Annotated in this window: 22 protein-coding genes; 10 read left to right on the forward strand and 12 right to left on the reverse strand. The window is 27.0% G+C overall.

All coding sequences use genetic code 11. The features are described from left to right. The first annotated feature begins 61 nt into the window (after nucleotides 1-61). The gene (locus ACN5J4_RS06910) at nucleotides 62-1708 is read left to right on the forward strand and encodes a glycerol-3-phosphate dehydrogenase/oxidase (RefSeq protein WP_418649280.1); all 1647 of its coding nucleotides are present in this window, start codon (nucleotides 62-64) and stop codon (nucleotides 1706-1708) included. A gap of 74 nt (nucleotides 1709-1782) precedes the next feature. On the opposite strand, the gene ACN5J4_RS06915 is transcribed toward ACN5J4_RS06910, so the two are convergent. From ACN5J4_RS06915 to ACN5J4_RS06925, 3 genes are all read right to left on the reverse strand, one after another. Beyond that, nucleotides 1783-3051 (reverse strand): MFS transporter, encoded by a 1269-nt coding sequence (locus ACN5J4_RS06915; protein WP_418649281.1) that lies wholly within the window; start codon nucleotides 3049-3051, stop codon nucleotides 1783-1785. A 4-nt stretch (nucleotides 3052-3055) separates the two neighbouring features. Continuing rightward, the gene (locus ACN5J4_RS06920; protein ID WP_418649282.1) at nucleotides 3056-3715 is read right to left on the reverse strand and encodes a hypothetical protein; all 660 of its coding nucleotides are present in this window, start codon (nucleotides 3713-3715) and stop codon (nucleotides 3056-3058) included. Nucleotides 3716-3795: 80 nt separating this feature from the next. Continuing rightward, the gene (locus tag ACN5J4_RS06925; RefSeq protein ID WP_418649283.1) at nucleotides 3796-4791 is read right to left on the reverse strand and encodes an NAD(P)H-dependent glycerol-3-phosphate dehydrogenase; all 996 of its coding nucleotides are present in this window, start codon (nucleotides 4789-4791) and stop codon (nucleotides 3796-3798) included. 95 nt (nucleotides 4792-4886) lie between these two features. Here ACN5J4_RS06925 and dut point away from each other — a divergent pair, with 95 nt between their 5' ends. Further along, nucleotides 4887-5318 (forward strand): dUTP diphosphatase, encoded by a 432-nt coding sequence (dut, locus tag ACN5J4_RS06930; RefSeq protein ID WP_418649284.1) that lies wholly within the window; start codon nucleotides 4887-4889, stop codon nucleotides 5316-5318. A gap of 166 nt (nucleotides 5319-5484) precedes the next feature. Here the strand turns inward: dut and recA are convergent, their stop codons facing one another. Beyond that, on the reverse strand, nucleotides 5485-6492 hold the full coding sequence (recA, locus tag ACN5J4_RS06935) for a recombinase RecA (protein WP_418649285.1): 1008 nt from the start codon (nucleotides 6490-6492) through the stop codon (nucleotides 5485-5487). Between the two features lie 114 nt (nucleotides 6493-6606). On the opposite strand from recA, the gene ACN5J4_RS06940 reads away from it, so the two are divergent. The 3 genes from ACN5J4_RS06940 (at nucleotide 6607) to ACN5J4_RS06950 (ending at nucleotide 9106) form a co-directional block, all read left to right on the forward strand. Further along, nucleotides 6607-7398, forward strand: coding sequence for an aldose 1-epimerase (locus ACN5J4_RS06940; RefSeq protein WP_418649286.1), 792 nt, complete (start codon nucleotides 6607-6609; stop codon nucleotides 7396-7398). Between the two features lie 7 nt (nucleotides 7399-7405). Continuing rightward, nucleotides 7406-7972 (forward strand): pseudouridine synthase, encoded by a 567-nt coding sequence (locus tag ACN5J4_RS06945; protein WP_418649287.1) that lies wholly within the window; start codon nucleotides 7406-7408, stop codon nucleotides 7970-7972. A gap of 285 nt (nucleotides 7973-8257) precedes the next feature. After that, a complete protein-coding gene (locus ACN5J4_RS06950) occupies nucleotides 8258-9106 on the forward strand; it encodes an N-acetylglucosamine kinase (RefSeq protein WP_418649288.1) in 849 nt (282 codons plus the stop codon). A gap of 74 nt (nucleotides 9107-9180) precedes the next feature. On the opposite strand, the gene ACN5J4_RS06955 is transcribed toward ACN5J4_RS06950, so the two are convergent. Further along, on the reverse strand, nucleotides 9181-9621 hold the full coding sequence (locus ACN5J4_RS06955) for a GNAT family N-acetyltransferase (protein ID WP_418649289.1): 441 nt from the start codon (nucleotides 9619-9621) through the stop codon (nucleotides 9181-9183). Nucleotides 9622-9634: 13 nt separating this feature from the next. Next, nucleotides 9635-10069 carry a ribose 5-phosphate isomerase B gene (gene rpiB, locus ACN5J4_RS06960; RefSeq protein ID WP_418649290.1) on the reverse strand — a complete coding sequence of 145 codons (435 nt, stop codon included), beginning with the start codon at nucleotides 10067-10069 and terminating at the stop codon, nucleotides 9635-9637. A gap of 897 nt (nucleotides 10070-10966) precedes the next feature. Between rpiB and rnr the strand changes: the two genes are divergently transcribed. The 3 genes from rnr (at nucleotide 10967) to ACN5J4_RS06975 (ending at nucleotide 14177) form a co-directional block, all read left to right on the forward strand. Then, nucleotides 10967-13183, forward strand: a complete 2217-nt coding sequence (gene rnr, locus ACN5J4_RS06965) for a ribonuclease R (protein ID WP_418649291.1) — start codon at nucleotides 10967-10969, stop codon at nucleotides 13181-13183. A gap of 79 nt (nucleotides 13184-13262) precedes the next feature. After that, nucleotides 13263-13940 (forward strand): head GIN domain-containing protein, encoded by a 678-nt coding sequence (locus ACN5J4_RS06970; protein ID WP_418649292.1) that lies wholly within the window; start codon nucleotides 13263-13265, stop codon nucleotides 13938-13940. Between the two features lie 33 nt (nucleotides 13941-13973). After that, nucleotides 13974-14177 (forward strand): Sec-independent protein translocase subunit TatA/TatB, encoded by a 204-nt coding sequence (locus ACN5J4_RS06975; protein WP_418649293.1) that lies wholly within the window; start codon nucleotides 13974-13976, stop codon nucleotides 14175-14177. A 55-nt stretch (nucleotides 14178-14232) separates the two neighbouring features. Here the strand turns inward: ACN5J4_RS06975 and ACN5J4_RS06980 are convergent, their stop codons facing one another. Both ACN5J4_RS06980 and ACN5J4_RS06985 read right to left on the reverse strand, forming a co-directional pair. Then, complete coding sequence (locus ACN5J4_RS06980; RefSeq protein WP_418649294.1) at nucleotides 14233-14550, reverse strand: heavy metal-binding domain-containing protein; 318 nt, start codon at nucleotides 14548-14550, stop codon at nucleotides 14233-14235. Between the two features lie 3 nt (nucleotides 14551-14553). After that, on the reverse strand, nucleotides 14554-15480 hold the full coding sequence (locus ACN5J4_RS06985; protein ID WP_418649295.1) for an SPFH domain-containing protein: 927 nt from the start codon (nucleotides 15478-15480) through the stop codon (nucleotides 14554-14556). Nucleotides 15481-15602: 122 nt separating this feature from the next. Here ACN5J4_RS06985 and ACN5J4_RS06990 point away from each other — a divergent pair, with 122 nt between their 5' ends. After that, nucleotides 15603-16001: a DoxX family protein gene (locus ACN5J4_RS06990; RefSeq protein WP_418649296.1), complete on the forward strand. Its 399-nt coding sequence runs from the start codon at nucleotides 15603-15605 to the stop codon at nucleotides 15999-16001. A gap of 171 nt (nucleotides 16002-16172) precedes the next feature. On the opposite strand, the gene ACN5J4_RS06995 is transcribed toward ACN5J4_RS06990, so the two are convergent. The 4 genes from ACN5J4_RS06995 to ACN5J4_RS07010 form a co-directional block, all read right to left on the reverse strand. Further along, entirely contained in the window at nucleotides 16173-17033 is an 861-nt protein-coding gene (locus tag ACN5J4_RS06995) for a class I SAM-dependent methyltransferase (RefSeq protein ID WP_418649297.1), read from the reverse strand. A 24-nt stretch (nucleotides 17034-17057) separates the two neighbouring features. Further along, nucleotides 17058-18935, reverse strand: a complete 1878-nt coding sequence (gene mnmG / locus ACN5J4_RS07000) for a tRNA uridine-5-carboxymethylaminomethyl(34) synthesis enzyme MnmG (RefSeq protein WP_418649298.1) — start codon at nucleotides 18933-18935, stop codon at nucleotides 17058-17060. Nucleotides 18936-18966: 31 nt separating this feature from the next. Further along, nucleotides 18967-19383, reverse strand: a complete 417-nt coding sequence (gene ybeY / locus ACN5J4_RS07005; RefSeq protein WP_418649299.1) for an rRNA maturation RNase YbeY — start codon at nucleotides 19381-19383, stop codon at nucleotides 18967-18969. Between the two features lie 67 nt (nucleotides 19384-19450). Further along, nucleotides 19451-22759, reverse strand: coding sequence for a DUF4175 family protein (locus ACN5J4_RS07010; RefSeq protein WP_418649300.1), 3309 nt, complete (start codon nucleotides 22757-22759; stop codon nucleotides 19451-19453). Nucleotides 22760-23233: 474 nt separating this feature from the next. On the opposite strand from ACN5J4_RS07010, the gene ACN5J4_RS07015 reads away from it, so the two are divergent. Next, complete coding sequence (locus ACN5J4_RS07015; protein WP_418649301.1) at nucleotides 23234-25162, forward strand: T9SS type A sorting domain-containing protein; 1929 nt, start codon at nucleotides 23234-23236, stop codon at nucleotides 25160-25162. Nucleotides 25163-25275: the final 113 nt, after the last annotated feature.

Here is a 25275-nt window from a genome sequence, read left to right on the forward strand (position 1 = left end):
TTAATTAGAACACTAATATAATAGCTCATTTTATTCTTATTTTTGATAAAAAAAATCAACTATGAATAATTTTTCTTTTTTCAAACGAAAAGACACCCTAAAAAAATTACAGGAAACTGAATTTGATATTTTAATTATAGGTGGTGGAATTACTGGTGCTGGTATTGCTTTAGATGCTGCGTCTAGAGGTATGAAAGTAGCTTTAATTGAAAAAAATGATTTTGCTTCTGGTACTTCAAGTAAATCTACAAAATTAATACATGGTGGTTTACGTTATTTAAAGCAATTTGATTTTTGGTTGGTTAAAGAAGTGGGTACCGAACGTGCAATAGTACATAAAATAGCACCTCATTTAGTAATACCTGAAAAAATGATTCTTCCTTTAATCGATGGAGGAACTTACGGCGCTTGGCTAACATCTATAGGTCTAAAAATATACGATATTTTAGCATCTGTTGAAGGAGATGATAAACGTAAAATGTTAGATAAACAAGAAGCCCTTGATAAAGAACCTTTATTACCTGAAACTATTTTAAGAGGTGCTGGTTATTATGCTGAATATCGTACAGATGATGCTCGTTTAACTATTGAAATACTAAAAACAGCAAGGCAATACAATGCTCAATTACTTAATTATACAAAAGCTAACGAGTTTATTTATGAAAATAATTGTGTAGTAGGTGCTAAAGTTACCGATGGTTTTACTAATGAAAATTATAAAATTAAGGCTAAATATGTTGTAAATGCTGCAGGACCATGGGTAGATGAATTACGACAAATTAATCACTCTAAAATTGGTAAAAGACTTCATTTAACAAAAGGCGTTCACTTAGTGGTTGCTCATGAAAAGTTTCCTGTAAAACAATCAGTATATTTTGATATACCTGACGGTCGTATGATGTTTGCTATTCCGCGTGGAAAAGTAACTTATTTTGGAACTACCGATACTAATTTTCAAGAAGATAAAAATAACGTAACAATAAGTATTGTAGACGCTACTTATTTAATAGCTGCTGTTAATAATATGTTTCCTGATATTAACTTAACTATTGATGATATTGAATCTTCATGGGCAGGTTTGCGCCCGTTAATTCATGAAGAAGGAAAATCAGCTTCTGAGCTTTCTCGTAAAGATGAAATTTTTATTTCTGATACAGAATTAATTTCTATTGCAGGTGGTAAATTAACAGGCTACCGTAAAATGGCAGAACGTGTGGTTGATTTGGTTACTAAAAAAATAGCACATCAATTTGATATAGAATTTGATACCATACAAACAGAAAATATTATATTAACTGGCGGTCCTTTTGAAAATTATAAATCAGTAAACATATATATATCAGAAGTATATGAGTATTTAAAAAACTATATGTTTACCAAAAAAGAAGCCGAATATTTAACATATAACTATGGAAAACAAACTAATATTATATTAGATAAATTTAATAAAATTGAAGAAAATAATATAGAACTTCGTTTATTAAAGGCTGAAATTTGGTTTACCATTCAATATGAAATGACTTGTACACCTACTGACTTTTTTATGCGTAGAACTGGACGCTTATTTTTTGATAAAAAAAGTGTAATTATGTATAAAAAAGAAGTATTACAAGAATTTTGTGACTACTTTAACTGGTCTGACTTAGAGTTTAATAAACACCAGCAAGAATTAGATAGTAAAATAAAAATGACGGTAAATTTTGCTTAATACAAAAATTATACTCTTATAAACTCTTACTCAATTTTCAAAAAATATGCTTATTTAGTAAATAAGCATATTTTTTAATCTAACTTTTCGTGTGCTTCTAAATCATTAGTTAAATCTAATTTTCTTAATGTCGGATTTATTATTCCAGTAGTTATAACGGTAATTAAAGTCATAGTTCCTCCAAAAACTACTGCCGTAACAGTACCCATTAATTTTGCAGTAACACCACTTTCAAAAGCTCCTAATTCATTAGAAGAACCTACAAACATAGAATTTACAGAAGCTACCCTACCCCTCATATGGTCAGGTGTTTTTAGTTGTAAAATAGTTTGACGAATTACCATTGAAACACCATCGGTAACACCACTAAAAAACAAAGCAACAATTGATACCCAAAAAATTGATGATACCCCGAATACGATAATACAAATACCAAAGCCAAAAATAGCCATCAAAAGCTTCATTCCTGCATTTCTACTAATTGGTATGTAAGCTGTTACTAACATGGTTAAAAAAGCTCCTATTGCAGGGGCAGCGCGTAAAGCTCCAAAACCTTCAGGTCCTACTTTTAGTATATCTTGAGCATAAATAGGTAATAAAGCTACTGCACCTCCAAATAATACTGAAATCATATCTAAAGTAATAGCTCCTAAAATAGCTTTTGTTTTATATACAAAACGAACTCCTTCTTTTAAACTCTTCATTATTGGCTCGCCTATTTTTGGATTTAAAATTGGTTTTCTATCAATAAAAAAAACCATTAAAAATGAAAATATAACTAAGCTAAAAACAATACAAAGCGACCAATGAACACCAATCCATGAAATAGTAAACCCTGCAAAAGCAGGTCCTAATACTGAAGCCATTTGCCAAGTAGAACTACTCCAAGTAGCTGCATTTGGATATAATTTTTTAGGAACTATTAAAGCTATTAATGAAAATATGGTGGGTCCAAAAAAGGAACGCAATAATCCGCCAAAAAATACTAAAGCATAAATAGCGTATAAAACAGTATTTGATTGCCACCCTTTAACAAAACTAGGTAGGGTTAAAAAAAATAAACCTAAACTTATTAATGAAAAAATACCTATACAAAGTGCTAGTAAATTTCTTTTTTCTTTCTGATCTACAATATGACCTGCAAATAATGCCATAGAAACTGCAGGAATTACTTCCATTAAACCTATTATACCTAATGATAAAGGATTTTTAGTAATACTATATACTTGCCATTCTATAATAATAAATTGCATAGACCAACCAAATACTAAAGTAAAACGAACTAATAGAAATATGTTAAACTCTTTAATTCTTAACGAAGCATATGGATCTTTTTTTGCCATTTTATTAATTTAATTTTAAATCCATTAAAATAGCAAAAGTTTCATTTACATCTTCTTCTTTTACAACAATCGTCATTTCATTAGTGGTTGATATTATTTCTTGTATTGTAATATTTGCCCATGCAAATTGCTTTAATATAAAATAATATATTCCTGACTGTTCTAGGTTACCTTTTGGAAGTTTGATAGTTATAGATGCTAAATCATTTACATTATGAATTAAGCTTTCTTTTTTAAAAATATCTTCTACAAAAGTTTTTAAATTTTTACTGATAACAATATTAGTTTCAAAAATTCCTTGAGAAACGGTTAAAAAATAATCATTACTATCAGCTGATTTACTTAGCATTTTAGCTATTTCTTTTAATAAAGAAGTGGTATTTTTAAAGGTAAAATCACATAAATCAGACCGAACAATAACATCTCCTAAATCAAGCGCTAATTTTTTAATATTTTTACGTACTCTTAATTCATTTGCTGGTGATAACCTATTAATAGCCATCATTACTGCACCTACTTTTACATCCTTTTTAAGTAACTTAGATACTTCAGGAAGTATAACTCTAGCTAAAGAGGATACGTTTATTAACTTTTCATTTAAAGCTTCTTCAATAAAAGGAGTTTTTCTAATGGTAATTTCTACAGCTTCTTGAATCGTTTTCATTTTTGTTTAATTTTAAACAAAAATATAAAAAATAAAACTATTAGTATATTTTTTAAAAATAAAATTACACTTTTTTAATACTAATCTAACTTATTAGTTAGTTTTAAAAACTCATCTTTTGCTTCTTTCTTATTATATAAAATATTATAAACTGCGTTAATTATTGGTGTTTTAGCACCATTTTTTTTATTAATCTCGTAAGCACTTTTCGTTGCATAATAACCTTCAGCTACCATACTCATTTCTAACATAGCAGATTTTACCGTATATCCTTTGCCAATCATATTACCAAACATTCTATTTCTACTAAAAGTTGAATATCCCGTAACTAATAAATCACCTAAATATGCAGAATCATTGATATTACGTTTCATTTTATGTATCTTTTTTATAAAACGTTTCATTTCTCGTATACCATTACTCATTAATACTGCTTGAAAATTATCACCATATCCTAAACCATGTGCAATACCTGCTGCAATAGCATAAATATTTTTTAACATAGCTGCATATTCAGTGCCAATAATATCATCTGAAATTTTTGTTTTGATATAACGACCTGAAATAAATTTACTTAAAAGGGCTGCTTTTTCTTGATCTAAACAAGCTAGTGTTAAATATGATAAACGTTCCATAGCTACTTCTTCAGCATGGCAAGGCCCAGTAATTACACCTATATTTTCATAAGGTATGTTAAATGTTTGATGAAAATGCTCACCTACAATTAATCCTGATTCGGGTACTATACCTTTTATTGCAGAAAAAATAATTTTATCTGTTAATGAAGCTGTTAATTTTTGAAGCTCTGTATTTACAAAAGCTGATGGAATAGCAAAAATTAATATATCGTAATTTTCAATGATGTAATTCATATCATCAGACAAATCTAATTGTTCGGGATGTAATTCAGCTGAACTTAAATAATTAGGGTTATGTTTATTATGTTTTATATGTTCAATAGCATATATACTTCGCATATACCAACCAATAGTTTCAAGGTTTTCAGATAACATTTTTATAATGGCAGTAGCCCAACTCCCTCCACCTAAAACCGCTATTTTACTTTGATTATTCATATTCGTAGTTTGTTTGTTGTACAAAATTAATAAAACTATATTCTACTATCTAAACCTTAAGGGTATTATATTTGAAAAATGAAAAAATGAATCGCATGAACGTACAAATAATAAATAAATCGAAACATCAAACACCTGCATATGAAACTAATGGAGCAGCAGGAATGGATTTAAGAGCTAATATTACAGAAGCTATTACCTTAAAACCTTTAGAAAGAGCTATTATAAAAACAGGATTATTTATAGCATTACCTGTTGGTTTTGAAGCACAAGTAAGACCTAGAAGTGGTTTAGCTGCTAAAAATGGGGTTACGGTTTTAAATGCACCTGGTACTATTGATGCGGATTATCGTGGTGAAATTGGCGTTATTTTAGTTAACTTATCTAATGATAATTTTGTTATAAATGATGGTGAACGTATTGCTCAATTAGTTATAGCTAAACATGAACGTATTAATTGGCAAGAAGTTAATAAATTAAATGATACTGAACGTGGTACTGGTGGTTTTGGAAGTACTGGTGTTTAATCTTGTTATTTAATTTTTTTTTAGCCCCGATTGAAGCAATTGTTTGAGCTCTTTTTTGTTTTTTTCAAACAAAAAAAGCGAGTGCGGAAAGCGGGAAATAGCTACTAAAAATAAAAACCTGTTGTAAAATATTACAACAGGTTTTTATTTTTACTATTAAAAAAATTTATTCTTGATTTTCAATAGCAACTTTTATTTTAGACTCTAGTTCTTCTGCTAATTCAGGGTTATCTTGAATTAAACTTTTCACTGCATCTCTACCTTGACCTAATTTAGTATCTCCATAACTAAACCATGATCCACTTTTTTTAATAATTCCATATTCTACACCAATATCTAAAATCTCACCTACCTTAGAAATTCCTTTACCATACATAATATCAAATTCTGCAATTTGAAATGGTGGTGCTACTTTATTTTTTACAATTTTCACTTTAGTACTGTTTCCAATAACTTTATCGCCATCTTTAATTTGTGTTCTACGACGAATATCTAAACGAACAGAAGCATAAAATTTTAAGGCATTACCTCCAGTTGTTGTTTCTGGGTTACCGAACATTACACCAATTTTTTCACGTAATTGGTTAATAAAAATAACCGTACATTTTGTTTTACTAATTGTACCTGTTAATTTACGTAATGCTTGAGACATTAAACGGGCGTGTAATCCCATTTTAGAATCTCCCATTTCACCTTCAATTTCTGATTTTGGGGTTAATGCTGCTACAGAATCAATTACTACAATATCTACTGCTCCTGAACGAATTAAATTATCTGCAATTTCTAATGCTTGTTCTCCATGATCTGGTTGAGAAATAATTAAATTATCAGTATCAATTCCTAAACTTTCTGCGTAAAAACGATCAAAAGCATGTTCTGCATCAATAAAAGCAGCGATTCCTCCTGCTTTTTGAGCTTCAGCAATGGCGTGTAATGTTAAGGTTGTTTTACCTGATGATTCGGGTCCATAAATTTCAATAACTCTTCCACGAGGATACCCACCTACTCCTAAAGCTAAATCCAATCCTAAAGATCCTGATGAAATTGCTTCAACATCTTCTACTTGACTATCTCCTAACTTCATAACTGCTCCTTTTCCGTAAGTTTTATCTAACTTATCTAAGGTAAGTTGAAGGGCTTTTAATTTCGCTTCTTTTTCTTTATCTGCTGCCATAAATCGTGCTAATTATATTAAAAATAAGAGTGGCTAAGTTATGAAAAACTACTTTTATTTTACATCTTTTTTATGCTACATTTTGTAATATTGTTTTTCTTAATTTTATTAAAAATGAGTGCCTTTATTCTTTTAAAAAATAATCATAGTTCAGTAACTATATGTAATGGTGAGCTTATTAGTTTTATTGTTAATAATAATGAAATAATACATTCTAAAAAAGCTCCTGGATGGAACGCTTCGGATATGGAAATGTTTCCTATTATAGGGCCTACAAAATTAAATAATTTTAATATTGATACACCAAATGGAATTGCTAAACAAGATCAACATGGTTTATTAAGAGAACTTAATTATCAACTTATTTCTAGTGATAAAACTTCCGCAGTTTTCGAAAAAAAATATAAAAAAAATACGCTGATAAAAAACAGTAAGTTTCCTGAAAAATCTACACAAGAAAAATTATTTTGGACTTATGATTTTATCTTTAGAAAAATTATTTCGCTTGAAAAATCAGCTATAAAAATAGATTTTGAAATTATTAGTGATAAAAAAATGCCTTATATGTTAGTTTATCACCCGAGTTTTAAATTGTCTGGTTTTGCTGATGAAATTATAAAAACAAAAAATAAAGAAATTAGCTTATCGGAAATTTTAAATGTAGGTTCGACAGCTTATAAAGTTTTAAATACAAATGAAATTAATTTGATAAAAAAACAAGGTACTGATGTAAAAATTAGCACCAAAAATTTTGATAATTTTATGTTATGGACTCCTGTTAAAAATATGGTTTGTATTGAACCTATAACGCAATATCCTTTAGAAAAAGACTCTGAAAACTCAATAAAAAATAGCAGAATAAGTACAGGAAAAGACTTGTTTTCTGTAATAATAAGTGCCTTATAAATTAGTTATGGAACATCGTCATTTTATTATTCATAAACCTTATGGATTTCTTTCTCAATTTATTACAAATGAGACTAAAAGAAAAAAGAAAATGTTGGGAGAATTGTTTGATTTTCCTGAAAAAACAATGGCTATTGGGCGTTTAGATTTTGCATCCGAAGGACTTTTATTTTTAACTACTGATGGTAAAGTAAGTGCAGAAGTACGCAGTAAAAAAGTAGAAAAAGAATATTATGTTCAGGTTGATGGTCTTATAACTCAAGATGCTATTGAAAAATTAAAAAAAGGAGTTGAAATTGGTTTTGATGGTAAAAAATATATAACATTACCAGGAAAGGCTAACATAATAAATACTCCAAATTTTACTAATAGATCTCAAAAAATTAGAGATGAGCGCCACGGACCTACAAGCTGGGTTAGTATTATTATTACAGAAGGAAAATTTAGACAAGTTCGTAAAATGACAGCTGCTGTGGGCTTTCCTACACTACGTTTAGTTAGAGTTCGTATTGGTAATATTCATTTAAATGATATGAAATCGGGTGAAGTAAAAGAAACTGATACGTTACTGTAACATAAGTTACTTTATCTGTTATTTATTTTAGGTACTTTTACATTATGAGAGATAATTCAAATACTTTTATTTACATAATAGCTGCCATTATCATACTTCATTTTGTGGTTGGTTTTGGTTATTTATTGTATAAAATGACTAAAAAAAAGGATTAATTTAGTTATATAATAAAACTATTAGCCTACCTGTACAATACTAAATTTTTATAAATTACTTTTGATTTCTTAATTTTTATACATTTTTAAGTATAAAATGTACTTATATTTATATTAAAAAAATTACACAATGATATTGATTGCTGATGGTGGATCTACAAAGGTAGACTGGGTTGCTTTAGATAATAATAAAAAAGAAATTTTTAGAACACAAACATTAGGTTTAAATCCAAATGTGGTTACTAATCAAGAATTGCTTACTAGAATTGAAAATTGTGAGGAATTAAAAAAGTATCAAAAAAATATTAAAAAAATATACTTTTATGGTGCTGGTTGTGGTACAGAAACCCCTAAAAATATTTTAAAAAATATTTTACTTCGCTTTTTTGCAACTGCAATATCAATTAATGTAGAAGAAGATATTTTAGGTGCAGTTTATGCATCTGCAAAACAAAAAAAATCAATAGTTTGTATATTAGGTACAGGCTCTAACAGTTGTTATTTTAATGGAAAATATATAGAATACATTTCTCCTGCTCTTGGATATTCTATAATGGATGAAGCAAGTGGTAATTACTTTGGAAAAAAATTATTAAGAGATTTTTTTTACAAAAAAATGCCTATTGAAATAGCAATTGATTTTAAAGAAAATTTTAACCTAAGTCCTGATTTCATAAAACATAACCTTTATAAAAATGACAATCCAAATAGGTATTTAGCTTCATTTGCTAAGTTTATGTTTTTATATAAAGATACTCCTTACATAAAAAAATTAGTAAAAAAAGGCTTTAAAAAGTTCTTTAATTTTCATGTTTTAGCTTACAATAAAAACAAAGAAACACCTATTTATTTTATAGGTTCTATTGCTTTTTATTTTAAAGATATGTTAGAAGAAGTTGCAACTAAAAACAACATTAAAATTACAAATATTATAGAAAAACCAATTAATAATTTAATAGAGTATCATAAAATTTACTAAATAAAATTATCTTCTATCTAGTAAATTTTATTATTTTTAATTATTACTTATCTAAAATATTAATTAATAAGAGGTTATTCTTTTTTCATCTTAATATGTGGTATTCCATCCTCTATATAACCTTCTCCAACTTTAAGAAACCCGTGAGATTCGTAGAATTTTTTTAGATAAACTTGTGCTGAAATTGTAATTTCATTAGTATTATAATTATCAATTATAGCTTGTATTGAGGTTTTCAATAAACTATGACCATAGCCATATTTACGCTCATTTTTATTTACAACTACCCTCCCAATACTAGGCGTTTTAAAATACAATCCACTATTAAATATACGTGTATAAGCTATAATTTTTTTATTTTTAATACCTAAAACATGTAATGCATTTTGATCTTTTCCATCAATATCTTGATATACACAATTTTGTTCTACAACAAAAATTTCAGAACGTAATTGAAGTATTTCATATAGTTCAGAAGTTGTTAATTCTGTAAATTTTTTGATTAAAAAAAACATTTTTAATAAATTATTAGCAACCACACGCTATTTTATGTACTCTATCAGCATGTCTTCCTCCTTCAAATTCTGTATTTAAAAAAATTTCTACAAAACCTAAAGCTTGTTGTAGTGATACAAAACGTGCAGGAATCGTTAAAATATTAGCATTATTATGTTGACGTGTTAATGTTACTAATTCATTATTCCAGCATAAAGCAGCACGTATACCTTGATGTTTATTAGCAGTCATTTGAGCTCCATTACCACTTCCACATAAAATAATTCCCATATCAGCTTGTTCAGTTTCTACCGCCTCAGCAGTTGGGTGTATAGCATCAGGGTAATCCATACTATTAGTATCATTTGTACCAAAATTAATAACTTTATGTCCTAGTTTCTCTAAAAGTTTTATAATTTCAAATTTATACTCGGTACCTGCATGGTCGTTTCCGATAGCAATTGTCATAATTTGTTGATTTTAATTTAGTTGTCTACCACAAAAATACTCATATTCACGGTTATCAACAGTAATTAACAATGCTTTTTTAAAGATTATTAATAAGCTATTAAAAATTAAGTACTTAACTATATTATTAAAATGTTAAAAAGTAATAGTAGTTTTTAAAAACTTTATTTGGTAGTTTATTTTATTTTTACAATACAAGAAACACTATCACATATGCAACTTTTTTTATGAGTTTCTAATAAACATTTATCAACATAAAATTAACGTCTTATTTACAGTGATAATAAAATTATCTATTCATATTTAATAGTGAATAGATGTTTATAAGTATTGTTAATAAGTATGTTTTGTAATTGATTTTAAAGAAATTACTATATTAATAACATGTTTACTTATTTTAATAACTGATACACACAAAAATAAAGGAAGTTATTTATGCTACATATTAACACACTATAATAACAATCATTTCTTTTTTAAATTTTAAAAATCTTTTATATATATTATTATATATGTTAATAACAGTTTTTTTTTTTAGCTTTAAATACTTCAGCTTTGTAAAAAAAGCTACTGATATAATTAGTAGTTACTTTTTACTTATATTTGTAGTATAATTTAGTTTATTACATACTAATAGTACTACTTCTCTATAAATAAAAATTAAGCTTTATAAAAACGATATTACAAAAGTTGAGTGTTGTTATATAGTTTCATTATAAGCTTTAAAGTAAATTATTGTTGTATTTCTATATATACTATATATAGTAATCAAGAATATCAAAAAATATAAACCTATAATTTATCAAATAAAAATATAAACTGATAACACTTATTTAATAAAAAATATAGTGAATTTATTTGTACTTTGGTAATATTAAAAAATAAGAAGAAAGATTAATGACTAGAAAGAAAAAAATATACAAAAAAAAAGGAAAAGTAATTAAAGATTTAACTTTAAATATTTTTAAAATATTAAAAGAAGATACCTCTAAAAATTATAATTATAAGCAAATTGCAAGTAAAATGGGTATTTCAGATACTGATGGAAAAAGTCAAGTACTAAAAAAATTGGTTGAATTAAAAGAAATTAAAAAAATAAAAGAAATAGACCGAGGAAAATATCAAATAAATGAAGATCGAAAATATCATATAGGTACGTTAGATTTAACTTCTAATGGAAATGGTTATTTTATGTCTGACGATTTTGAAAATGATATTTTTATACCGTCTATAAATTTAGGAAAAGGATTACATCAGGATACGGTAAAAGTATATGTTTATAAAAAACGACGTTCTAATAAATTAGAAGCTGAAGTTGTAGAAATTATTGAACGTAAAAAAACTGAGTTCGTTGGGGTATTACAAATGAATAAAACTTTCGGATTTGTAATTCCAGATAGTCATAAAATGTATGCTGATTTATTTGTATCTCAAAATAAAATAAATGGTGCTCAAGATGGTGATAAAGTAGTGGTACAAATGACTGATTGGCCTGAAAACTCTAAAAATCCGTTTGGTAAAATAACTCAAGTATTAGGTAAACCTGGTGAGCATGAAACTGAAATCCATTCTATTTTATTAGAATATGGTTTGCCTTATGAATTTCCTGAAGAAGTAGAAAAAGAAGCTGAAAATTTACCTATAGAAATTACAGAAGCTGAAATTTCTAAACGTCGAGACATGCGTAAAGATTTGACCTTTACTATTGATCCTAAGGATGCTAAAGATTTTGATGACGCGTTGTCATTCACAAAATTAGAAAATGGTAATTACGAAATAGGAATTCATATTGCAGATGTTTCGCATTACTTACAACCAAAAACTATTTTAGATGATGAAGCTTTTGAGAGAGCAACATCAGTTTATTTAGTTGATAGAGTGGTACCTATGTTACCCGAGATGCTAAGTAACGGTGTTTGTTCATTACGTCCTCATGAAGAAAAATTAACTTTTTCTGCTGTATTTGAAATAAATGAGAAAACCCAAATAGTTAATCAATGGTTTGGTAGAACGGTAACGTATTCAGATCAACGTTTTGCTTATGAAGAAGCTCAGTCAATTATAGAAAATTGTGTACTATCTGATACAATGAAACCTTATATAATGCCTGTTGATATTTCAATTATTGATAAAGAATATCAAGTAACCCCTGAAATTGTTGAAGCTACCTTAAAACTTGATCAATTGGCTAAAAAACTACGTAAAAAACGTATGAAAGCAGGTGCAATTTCATTTGATAGAGTTGAAGTGAAGTTTGATTTAGATGAAAAAGCAAATCCTATAGGAGTTTTCTTTAAAGAATCTAAAGATGCTAATAAACTTATTGAAGAATTTATGTTATTAGCTAATAGAAAAGTTGCTGAATTTATTGGTTTTTCTAAAGGTAAAAAAACAAATAATACATTTATATATCGTACTCATGATGAACCTAATTTAGATAAATTAGTATCGTTACAAAATATTATAAGTAAATTTGGTTATAAAATTGATACTGAAACCAAAGAGAAAACATCACAATCTTTAAATAAATTATTAGCCGATGTTCAAGGAAAAGGTGAAGCCAATATGGTTGAAACTTTAGCAATTCGTTCTATGAGTAAAGCTGCTTATACTACTCAAAATATTGGGCATTATGGTTTAGCTTTTGATTATTATTCGCATTTTACATCACCAATTCGCCGTTATCCTGATGTAATGACACACCGCTTATTACAGCATTATTTAGATGGAGGAACAAGTCCTAAAGCTGATGAGTATGAAGTAAAATGTAAACATTCATCACAAATGGAAGAATTAGCTGCAAAAGCAGAACGTTCAAGTATAAAATACATGCAAATTAAGTATATGAAAAACCATCAAGATGAAGAGTTTGAAGGTGTTATTTCAGGAGTTACTGAATGGGGAATTTACGTTGAAATTACTTCAAATAAATGTGAAGGAATGGTTAGAATTAGAGATATAAAAGATGATTATTATATTTATGATGAAAAACAATATGCTATTATTGGACAATCATCAAACAATGTAATTCAGTTAGGAGATAAAGTAGTTGTAAAAGTTAAAAATACTGACTTAGAGCGTAAACATTTAGATTTTTATTTAATTTCGCACTAAATCATTTAAATTTAATTAATTATTTTTATAGTATTGGTATAATTATTTAATATCTGAAATAATAAATAACAGCTAAATAATGAAAAAAATAATATTTTTAAGTTTGTTTTTGTTGCCTTTATTAGTAACAGCACAAACAATAATTACCAGAACATTAGAAGAATTTTCTACAATAAAAGTGTATAATGGTATTGACTTAGAATTAGTTAAATCTAAAGAAAATAAAATTATTATTAGTGGTGAAAAAGCAGATAAAGTAATTATAAAAAATAAAAACAATACCTTAAAAGTATCCTTAAAATTTCCTGAAACTACTGCCGACGGTGCTGTTAAATTAACACTTCATTATAATTCAATATTAGCAATTATTGATGCTAATGAAGGAGCTACTGTAACAGGTAAAGAAATTAAACAATCACAAATTGAAATAAAAGCTCAAGAAGGAGCTTTTATTAATATGGTTGTAAATGTTAAACATTTAAAGGTTAAAAGTTCGTCAGGAGCGGTTATAAAATTATCAGGATCAGCTAAAAACCAAACAGTAGAAGCTAATTTAGGTGGTATGTACCATGGTTATAATTTAAAAGTACAAGATTTAAATTATGTACGTGCTGCATCAGGATCTAAAGTAGAAGTAAATTCAGGAGAAACTTTAGATGCAAAAGTATCATTTGGTGGTTCTATTTTTTATCATGGAATTCCTGAAGTTTTGAAAGAAAAAAAAGTAATTGGTGGAGTAATTGAACAAAGAAGTTAATTTAGTATATTTGTATTGTAAAATTAAATAAAAATGATTGCACTTAGTATATTTTTAGGAATGATAGGTCCTTGGCAAATAGCCATTGTAGTAGCATTAGTACTATTAATGTTTGGAGGTAAAAAAATTCCAGAATTAATGAAAGGTTTAGGTACAGGTATTAAAGAATTTAAGGATGCTACCAAAACAGAGGATGAAGAGGCAGAAGTTAAAGAAAATACTGAAAGTAAAAAATAAGTATTTTTAATTATATAAAAAAAACCGAAACTTAATAGTTTCGGTTTTTTTTTATTTAAAATTTAATAGCTGTTCCAGAGGCTGTAACCATTAACATTCCACTATTTGTTCCTACAGTTTCATAATCTAAATCAACTCCTACAATAGCATCAGCTCCTAGAAATGATGCTCGCTCTTGCATTTCTTTTATAGAAATATCTTTAGCTTCTCTGAGTACTTTTTCATATGAACTAGAACGACCACCAACAATATCTCTTATTCCTGCAAAGAAATCTTTAATAAAATTAGCACCAATAATAGTTTCACCAGTTACAATACCTAAATATTCTTTAGCTGGTTTATTTTCAATTGTAGGTGTTGTTGATATTATCATACCTTATTTTTCTATTTTTCTATTTTTATTATCCTTCATACTCTCTCCTATTTGATTTGTAGCTGCAAAACTAGCTACCATATCATTTAACATAGAACTAGCTGCATTTGGGTTATTTGGTAGTAAAATAAGGTTACTATTAGTATCAGCACCAATAGATTGTAGTGTATCATAATGCTGTGTAATTACTATTAAAGCTGAAGCTTCTTGTGAGTTAATACCTGCTCTATTTAAAACTTCTACTGATTCTTCTAATCCACGTGCAATTTCTCTACGTTGATCTGCAATACCTTTACCTTGTAAACGTTTACTTTCAGCTTCAGCTTTTGCTCTTTCAACAATTAAAATACGTTGAGCATCTCCTTCATATTGTGCTGCTGTTTTTTCTCTATCTGCAGCATTAATACGGTTCATAGCTTCTTTTACTTGAGCATCCGGATCAATATCTGTAACTAGTGTTTTAATAATATCATATCCATAAGTCATCATTGCTTCATTTAGTTCAGATTTTACAGCAATAGCAACATCGTCCTTTTTAACAAAAACATCATCTAATTTCATTTTAGGTACTTCAGCACGTACTACATCAAAAACATAAGAAGTAATTTGATCGTGTGGATAATCTAGTTTATAAAATGAATCATATACTTTATTTTCAATTACTTTATATTGTACTGATACTTTAATTTTAACAAAAACATCATCCAATGTTTTTGTCTCAATAATTACATCTAATTGCTGAATTTTTAAACTTAATTTACCAGCAATACTATCAACCAAAGGAATTTTTAAATGTAAACCTGATTGACGTATACTATGAAACTTACCAAAACGTTCTACAATTGCTGCCGATTGTTGTTTTACGGTAAAAAATGATTTAAATAAAATAAGTAATCCAATAAATAAAATTGGGTATAAAAAAATAGGCATAATTTTAATTTTTTAGTTAGTAATTTTTTATAAAGATACTGAAACAAGTAGCTAAGAGCAACACGATTTATTAAATCTTCTTTTATTTATTTTAAAAGTTATATTTGCTAAAAATAAATTATATGGAACTTATTCAAGAACATGGTACTGTACTACTAATTCTTCTTTTTTTAATTGTTACTTTTTTACAATCAGGTATTGATAAAGTAACCGATTGGAATGGTAATGTAACTTTTATTAAAGAGCATTTTAAAAACTCTCCTTTAAAAAACTTAGTACCACCTTTATTAGTAATAATTTTAGTAATGGAATTAATTTCAGGAGCTTTTATGTTTGTAGGAATTTTTAACTTACTAACAATAGGAAATGCTAATCTTGCTTTATTAGGGGTTCAAATTGCAGCACTTTCGTTAATATTTCTTTTAATAGGACAAAGACTAGCTAAAGATTACGCAGGAGCTATGACTTTAGCTGTTTATTTTATTATAACAGTTTTTGGAATGTATTTATTAAATAGTTAAAATTTATATTATATTTTATATTATAATTTTAATCTATTTAAAAAACCTCTTAAATATTAGTTTTAAGAGGTTTTTTAAATTTACTTTATAAAGTCTGTTTATTACTTTTTTAAACACTTTAAAAAGGTTTTAAAGTGTTTTTTTACCTAGTTTTAGTACTTATTAATCAAATTATTTATTATTTTTTATTAAATAAATCAATGATGAATATTCTCCATTTTTTTTAGCATTCCAATTAGATTTTAACCCTGTTAAAAAAGCATGGATAGGTTTTGATTTATTTGATTTATATTTTTCTGATAATAATGAAACATAGAAAGCATCAAATTTCATTGGTAGTATTTTTGAAACATTCATATTACTGTTAGCAAATAATTTTGTAATAGATGTTTTTGAAAAATGCCATAAATGTCTTGGTACATCAAATGCTGCCCAAAATTCCTTATAATATTTAGCATCATAACTTTTATAATTAGGTACTGCAATAATTAAAACACCATTTGGTTTTAGTAATTTTTTTAATATATCTATGTATTCTAATAAATTAGGTATATGTTCTAATACATGCCAAAGTGATATTACGTCAAAAAGTTTTCCGTTATATTCTGTAACATCTTTTTTAAGAATTATATTTTTTTTAGAAGCAAAATCTCTAGCTTTATCTGAAGGTTCAATTCCATTAATAATCCAATTATCTTTTTTACAAATTTTTAAAAAGTCACCAGTGCCTGCACCAATATCTAAAATTGTTTTTTCTTCTGTATTAAAAGAGTTAATTAATTTTAACTTTTGATTTAAGGTGTAGTATTTTACTAATTGATATATGCTGTCAATAATTGTTTTATTACTATCAGTATGTGAAATATAGGTATCACTTATGTAATAATTCTCTAATTTTTTAGGTACAGGTGTTGTAATAAGCATGTCATATTGCTTATTATACATTATATTGTATTGCTCCTTAGATACTGTATAATCAACACAGTTTAATAATGGTGTAATATTTTTGTAAAGTATGTTTTTTGTATTCAATTTTTATACTATTTAACTTATAGACTACCTTCCCATGTAAACTAATAAAACAGAAACATCACTTGGTGATACACCGCTTATTCTACTAGCTTGAGAGATTGAAGTAGGTTGAATTTTGGTTAGTTTTTCTCTAGCTTCGTATGACAATGATTTTACCTTACTAAAATCAAATTTTGAAGGAATTGGAACATTTTCTAATCTATTTAACTTATCTGCATTATTTCGTTCCTTTTCAATATAACCAGAATATTTTAAATGAATTTCAACTTGTTCAATTACTTCTTTATCAATATCATTTTCTTGTAAATAATTTTCTAGTTTTTCAATAACTCTAAAATCATTAAATGTTAATTGAGGTCTTGCTGCAATTTTAAATAATTTTACAGATTGATTAATTAAACTAAGTCCTTTACTTTTTAAAATAGGATTTATATCTTCTTGTTTTACACTTAAATTTTCTATAAATTCAATTAAGTTAGCTGTTTTAATTTTTTTATTAGCTACTCTATCCATTCTTTCTTTAGATGCTAAACCAATATTGTAAGATTTTTCTGTCAAACGTAAATCAGCATTATCTTGTCTTAATAAAGTTCTGTATTCTGCACGAGAAGTAAACATTCTGTATGGTTCTTCTGTACCTTTAGTAATTAAATCATCAATTAAAACACCTATATATGCTTCACTTCTTTTTAAAACAAAAGGTTGTTTATTTTGAGTTTTTAAAGCAGCATTTACACCTGCCATTAAACCTTGTGCAGCGGCTTCTTCGTATCCTGTAGTTCCGTTAATTTGTCCTGCAAAAAATAAATTTTCAATTAATTTAGTTTCTAAAGAATGTTTTAATTGTGTTGGTTGAAAGAAGTCATATTCAATAGCATAACCAAAACGTAAGAATTTTACTTTTTCAAATCCTTTAATATGTCGTATTGCTTTGTCTTGTATATCTTCAGGTAACGAGGTTGAAAAGCCATTTACATATATTTCTACAGTATTCCATCCTTCAGGTTCAACAAAAACCTGATGACGTTCTTTGTTTGCAAAACGATCAATTTTATCTTCAACTGATGGACAGTAACGAGGTCCTGTAGATTTTATTCGACCATTAAACATAGGTGATCTATCAAAACCTTCACGAAGAATATCATGTACTTTTTGATTAGTGTATGTTAAATAACAAGAACGTTGTGTAGTTAATTTTTTAGTAATGGGTAAGTATGAAAATTTTTCTACAAATTCATCACCTGGTTGTTCTGTCATTTTAGAAAAATCTAAAGACCTTGCATCAACTCTTGGAGGAGTTCCAGTTTTCATTCTACCAGCTTCAAAACCTTTAGCTACTAAATCTTCTGTTATGCCTGTTGAAGCCCCTTCACCTGCTCTACCACCACCAAATGTTTTTTCACCTATATGAATTAACCCGTTTAAAAAAGTACCTGCAGTAATAATTACGGTTTTAGCTTTTATCTCTAAACCCAAGGCTGTTTTAACACCTATTATTTTATAGTCATCAAAAATTAATCCGTTAACAGCATCTTGATAAAAATCTAAATTAGCAGTTTTTTCAAGCATATTTCTCCAACATTCTGCAAACTGCATTCTGTCTGACTGTGCTCTAGGACTCCACATAGCAGGTCCTTTTGATTTGTTAAGCATTTTAAATTGTATAGCTGTGTTATCAGTTACGATTCCGCTGTAACCACCTAAAGCATCAATTTCACGTACTATTTGGCCTTTTGCAATACCACCCATAGCTGGGTTACAGCTCATTTGAGCAATATTTTGAAGGTTCATGGTAATAAGCAATGTATGTGCACCCATGTTTGCGCTTGCAGCAGCGGCCTCGCTACCTGCGTGACCACCACCTACTACAATTACATCGTATGTTGTATTAAATAAACTCATTTTATTTATAGCTGTTCCACGTGGAACGATTTTAGTTTTTATTTAAAAAATTTAAACAATCATTTTCTTTATTTCGCATTATTTTTTTTTCTTCATCGGTTTTATCTTTGTATTTCATGTAGTGTAGTATACCATGAATTATAACTCGATGTAATTCGTTTTCAAATAATACCTTATATTCTTTTGCATTTTCTTTTACTCTTTCAATTGAAATAAATATATCTCCACCTACTAATTTACCTAGCGTATAATCAAAACTAATAATATCTGTTAAAGTGTCATGTTTTAAAAACTCAATATTCATTTCATGTAAATAAGCATCATCACAAAAAATATAGTTTATTTCACCTAATTCAAACGTTTCTTTTTCAATGCAGTTCTGAATCCATTTACTTGTGTTTTCTTCATTTTTTAATTTAAATGCTGTTTCGTAATTAAATACAATCATTTTATGTTGTTTGTTTAGTAATTGTACATATTAATATTAGTAATATATTTTATTTTAAAAAAATGATTTACTTGTTGTTTTTAGGAAGGTTAAAATAAGTACGAACCCTCTTTTTATACTCAGGTTGCAAAGGTAATGATTGTCTATTTAATATTTCTGTTTGGTTATAAAACAACTTTTTAAATTTTAAATCTTTGGTAGTTGTGTTTAAGTATTCATTTTTGTTAGTATCCGATTTTCTTTTTTTATCTCTATTTTGCTCAAAGGTTGCTTTATCTAGCTTTAATAGTTCGTAGTTTAATTGTTGTATTTTGTTAATGCTTTTTTGAGTAAAACCTTTTTCTAAAATATCGTTTTCTAATTGCTCCATTTCCTTTAATGCTTTCTTTGCACTTCCATTTCCTTTACCACCTTGTTTAATAGCTTCTTCTAGTTGTTGTCTTAATTGTGATTGTTCTTTATATATTTTATATAATTCTCCATTCATTTTTTCGCTTTCTCCATTACTTTCACCTTGTTTATCACCCTTTTTATTACCTTTCTTTTGACCTCCTTCTTTATCTTCAGGTTTCCCTCCTTTTTTATTTTGCATGCCTTCCTTCATTTTTTTCATTATTTCACCTTGTTTTTCAATAATATCGGGTAAGCTAAATGATTTCTCTTTCCCTTTTCCTTTTCCGCTACCAGGTTTAGGATTTTGCATTGCATCAAGTGTGTTACTTAACATGTCAGCTAAAGTATTTGCAGCTGTCATTATATATTGCTGATTTGAAAGTCCGTTTTGAAATTTATTATCAGTGAAATTTTCTAATGATTCATTTAAATTGTAGTGTGCTATAGAAAGTTGATCTTGAATTTTTGAAGTTATTTTTGGGTTTTTCATAGATAACACAAATAAGCTATCATCAATATGTTCGAAATAAGTTTTTAAATGATGTTGTTTTTGTAAGTTTTTACCAAAGTTTGGATGAGCTGAATTGTTTATAGAAAACGTATTCATCAGTGCTTCTTGGTTAAAAGAAAAAGTAATAAGATTTTCTAGTAAATCACGTAAACCTTCCATGTTTTCTTGGTCAGAATCTGCACTCATTTTTTGCATTGATTTTTGCATTTTTGTGCTCATTTCTTCCATTTTTTTGGCTGCTTTCTTTTGGTTTTTTTTAGTATCTTCTTCTTTTTTATTAGCTATATTTTCTTCAGCTTTACTAAGTTCTTTTTGAGTTTCTTTTTTTAAATTATCCGTAGAAGGCATTTTCATCGGATTTTTTAATTTTTTATTATCTCTATTAAGCTCATTTAATTCCTTTTTTATCTCTTGAAAATCTTTGTTTATTTCAAGTTGTTTTTCTTTATTGTTTTCTTTTTTACTTAAGTTTTGTTGTTTTTTAGATAAATTATTTAATTCATCAGCTATTTTTTGCGTTTTTTGCTCCACGTAATACCGTTTTGTCATCTCTAGTATACGTTCTAAACTTTTCTCTTGTTGTTTGTTTTGTTCGGCAAGTTCTTTTGTTTTTTTTATTAAATCATCCTTGTTGAGCTTATCTGCCAATTTTTTAAGTTCTTCTAATATTTTTTTTTGTTTGTCTAACTTTTTAAGCTCCTCAATTCTTTTTTTAAGTTCCTCTTTTTTTACTTGTAAGTGTTCAATTTTTTCTTTTTTCTCTGAAAAATTATTTTTTAAATTTTCAGTTTGACGTTCCATCATTTGCTTGTATTGATCTTGACGTTTAATTAAATTCTTAATTTTATTCTGATCATTCCAAGTTATGTTTTTTTTGTTTTGAAGTTCAAACTGAATTTTATCTAATGTTTTTTTACTTTGTTCTTGCTTATTTAAGGAGTTTTCTAAGTTTTGAATATAGTTGCGTTGTTCTTGTAAAAGCTCTTTATTAATTTGGTTAGTTGTTTTTTGTAGGTATGAAAACTTTTGGCTTTTAACTTTTTTATAACCGTTTAATTTATCATTATCTGATACTTGAAAATACAATTCATAAGTTATTCCTTTCTTTAAATCTAATTTTTTTGGAAATTCAAAAAAGAACGTTTGAATGTTATTTTTAGTAATATTAATTAAATAATATTTTTTAGAATTAGTCATATTATTTTTATCATAATAAACTAGCTCTAGTTTTTTTAAACCATAGTCATCAGAAATTTTACCGGCAAATTGTGCATTTCCTCTAGTAATACTATCTATGTTAGATTTTACTTGTATTTCAGGATATTCATCTTTTATAGTATTAATTGTAAATTCTAGTTTTTCATAATCTCTTAAGCTTTTATTGCTACTACTAATTTGATAATTAATTGTTTTTTTAATTTGTTTACTAAACTGAAATTGATTTGTTTTAGTTTTATTAAAATTAAATCGTTTGCTGTTTATTGTTATGTTAACACTATCTGTTTCGTTAGTTTTTACGTTCCATTCTATAAATGTTCCTTGTGGAACAATTGCGTTTCCAGTGTTTTTAATCAATTCATTTTTTTTATTAATATAACTAGGATATATTAATTTTAATGAAATATTTTCAATAGCAGGAATTTCAATAACAGTAATTTTAAAAGGTAATGATGTTATACCATTTGCACTTATATGAAAAATTATAGGCTCTTGTACTTCTGTAAAAGTGTATGAAAATAAGCCATTTTCCTGTTTTTTCAGAAAGTAATGTTGGTTGTTAAAATTAATTTTAGCTTCCTCAGGAATGGTTTTACCTGTTGTTTGAATATATACGGTAATATTTTTACCTTTAATAACATTTAAATTTTTAGATGTTAAATTAAAATAAAAAGGTGCTGGTGGTTGGTATGCTACCGAGTGGTTTATTACCCTGTTAAAACTTTCAGACAGTTTATGTGTAGTTCCTGTTAAATAAGATAAAAGTAAAATTAAAGTAGGTATTAATGCATATTTTAAATACTTAATATTTACCGAAAAATCAATAGCCCTGTTAAAAGCTATTGGTTGTATTTCTTCTGATTTTTGTGCAATACTGGCTACTAATAAGTCAGATTTAGTATCGTTTTGTTTTAACTGAAGTATATTTAAAAGTTTATCTTTTACTTCTGGAAAATGATTTCCTATAATTTTTGAAGCTTCTTCAAAACTAATACCTTTTTGTAACCCTATAATTTTAAAAATAGGAAAACAAATAAAACGAACTAATAAAAATAGTTGGACAAAAATAAATAACCAAAATAATATAGTTCTGGCATTGGGTTTAAGCCATAAAAAATGCTCTATAAATAATGTAAATAAGAGGTAAATTAAACCTAAAGAAATAAATAAAATACTTCCCTTTATCAATTCGCTAGTATAGTACTTTCTACTAAACTGCTGTAATTTTTGTTCTATTTTGCTAAAATTCTCCATATCAGTTTATAAAAGTACTATTTTTAAAAGGAAATTTTATATAAACATTTTATAAGAATTTTTAAAATTTAAATTAAATACCTAATAATTTAAATTTAAACTTTAACAACAATTATTTTTTAAATGAAAAACACTATTCTATTACTATTGTCATTTTTTAGGTAAACTTTTTGATTTAAAAATAAAAAAAACACGATGTATAAATACCTTGATTTGTAAATTATCACCTACCAAAAAATTTATTAGCAATATTTAATTAGGTTTAAAGCATAATTTTATTAAAAATTATTGCTATTATTTTAGTTAGCTATGCTATAGTTTATATATAATATAATTAAGTGTTTTTCCTGAATATTAAATATAATTAACCTTTTTTAATAGCGTTAAATTACTAAACATAATTAGGATTTACATTTAGTAGAATTATTTTAGTTAAGTGATTTTTGTTGCATCATTTAACTAAAACTTTTTATAATGAAAATACTTTTTACATTTTTAGCATTATTTATTAGTGCTATAACATTTAGTCAATTTTGTAATGATTTTAATGATAAAAATATATCAAATTGGCAAGGAGTAAAAGCTCATCCTAATCAAGTAAGTACTCCAGGACCATCCGGAAACAGTAGTGATTATTTTTTGTATGCTAGAGACGCTTCTGGATATTCATATATTTATAACAATGTTGATTATAAAGGAGATTGGCGAGAATATGATGGTAAATGCCTTTGTTGGGATTTTCAAGTAATAAAGGATGCTGGTTATGACGGGCCAGTATCACCTAAAATGGTTATTTATAGTGGTTCGCCATCCAGCCCAACAGTTGCAGCAACATTTACAGCAACTGTACAAGCTGAAGAAGGTAAAGGTTGGGTACATGTATGTGCACCAATTTCTGTTTTAAATCCTGGTGATGCATTACCTCAAAATGCAAATGGAGCTTGGACAATGGCAGCTGGATCAACAGCTACTGATTGGAATAATTTACTGCAAAACGTAACAGGTATCAGGTTTGTTTTAGATATTATTAATAGTCCTTTTGAAGAATACGGTTACGATAATATTTGTATTCAAGATTGTGATATTGTAGGTGAACCAACTGATGATGGTGCTTTTTGTTGTGATGGTGAAAATTTAGTTGAAAACGGAAATTTTGAGTACGGTAATACAGGTTTTTCAAGTGAATATGTAAATGATCTAGCAGTATATCCAGGAGCTTACAATGTAGCAAATGATTCAAGTCAGTTTGGTACTCAAATAAAAGATCATTCTTATTGTCAAGATGCTAAAACATATGTTAACAATACTCAATTTTTATTAATAAATGGTAAAACAACCCAGTCATCAGCAAGTACAAGTGTAATTTGGGAACAAGATGTAAGGATTGAAAATGATAAAAATTATAAGTTTTGTGCTAATTTTAAAAATTTACCACAATGTAGGTTTGATATTTTACCAGAAATACAAATTGAAATTAATGGAACAATGTATCCTTGGCAAACAATTAATACTTCTGATGATGCTTGTGATTGGTATAATATATCAGAATGTTTTACAGGAAAAGGTGACATAGCCACCATTAAAATACATTTAAAAGAAGAAGGTTTAGGAGATGGAAACGATTTAGCTATTGATGATATTGCTGTACAACAAAAACTAAGTCAAAATTTAAGTTTAACAGTACAACATCAGGGTTTACCAAAACAAATAACAGGTTCTGTAAATTCAATAAGTACAGTTGATGATTTTTTATTAGTTAACAATGAGTGTAAAGAGCTAAATGAAGGTAATCAATATTATTGGTTTGCATTTGAGTTAAGTAGTTACCCATTTACTACATTAGGTAACAATATGGTTCCAAATACATTTGCATGGTCTACAAATCAAGGAGGTTATAGTGAAATAACAGGTGTGTTATCATCTCCATGGGGTTTAACCACTACATTTCCTGATTATGTTTTTGATGATAATAAATTATATTTAATAGGAATGTATGTACCGTCATGTTGTGAAAGTTGTTACGATGAAGGTTGGTCTTATCAATTAACATTAAATTCAACAGCTGCTAAAAATCAAAAATCAGTAGGTTTAAGTCAAGTTATGAAAAATGAAATTAAAGAAATGTTTAAAGCTTTTAATGTAAAAAATAATACAAATGATAAGTTAAATGAATCTGCAGAAAATACTGCATTAAACATATATCCAAATCCAACATCAAAAAAAATAAATTTGAATAAACAAGTTAGCTCATACGTAATACATAGTGTAAGTGGTAAAAATGTATTAAGTAATATAATTAAAACTACATCAATAAATATTTCAAAACTAGCAGTAGGTATGTATATACTTACTACAAAAGATGAAAAAGGAAAACTTGAAAATTTAAAGTTTGTAAAAAAATAATACCAAGTATTTATCTAATTAAAAATACTCCTCATAACAAGAGGAGTATTTTGTGTTATATAATTTAAATTTTTTATGCTATAAGTATATCTTTGTGCTTTTAAAAAAGGTAT

Source organism: Tenacibaculum aestuariivivum (assembly GCF_964507685.1).
Classification (GTDB): domain Bacteria; phylum Bacteroidota; class Bacteroidia; order Flavobacteriales; family Flavobacteriaceae; genus Polaribacter; species Polaribacter aestuariivivum.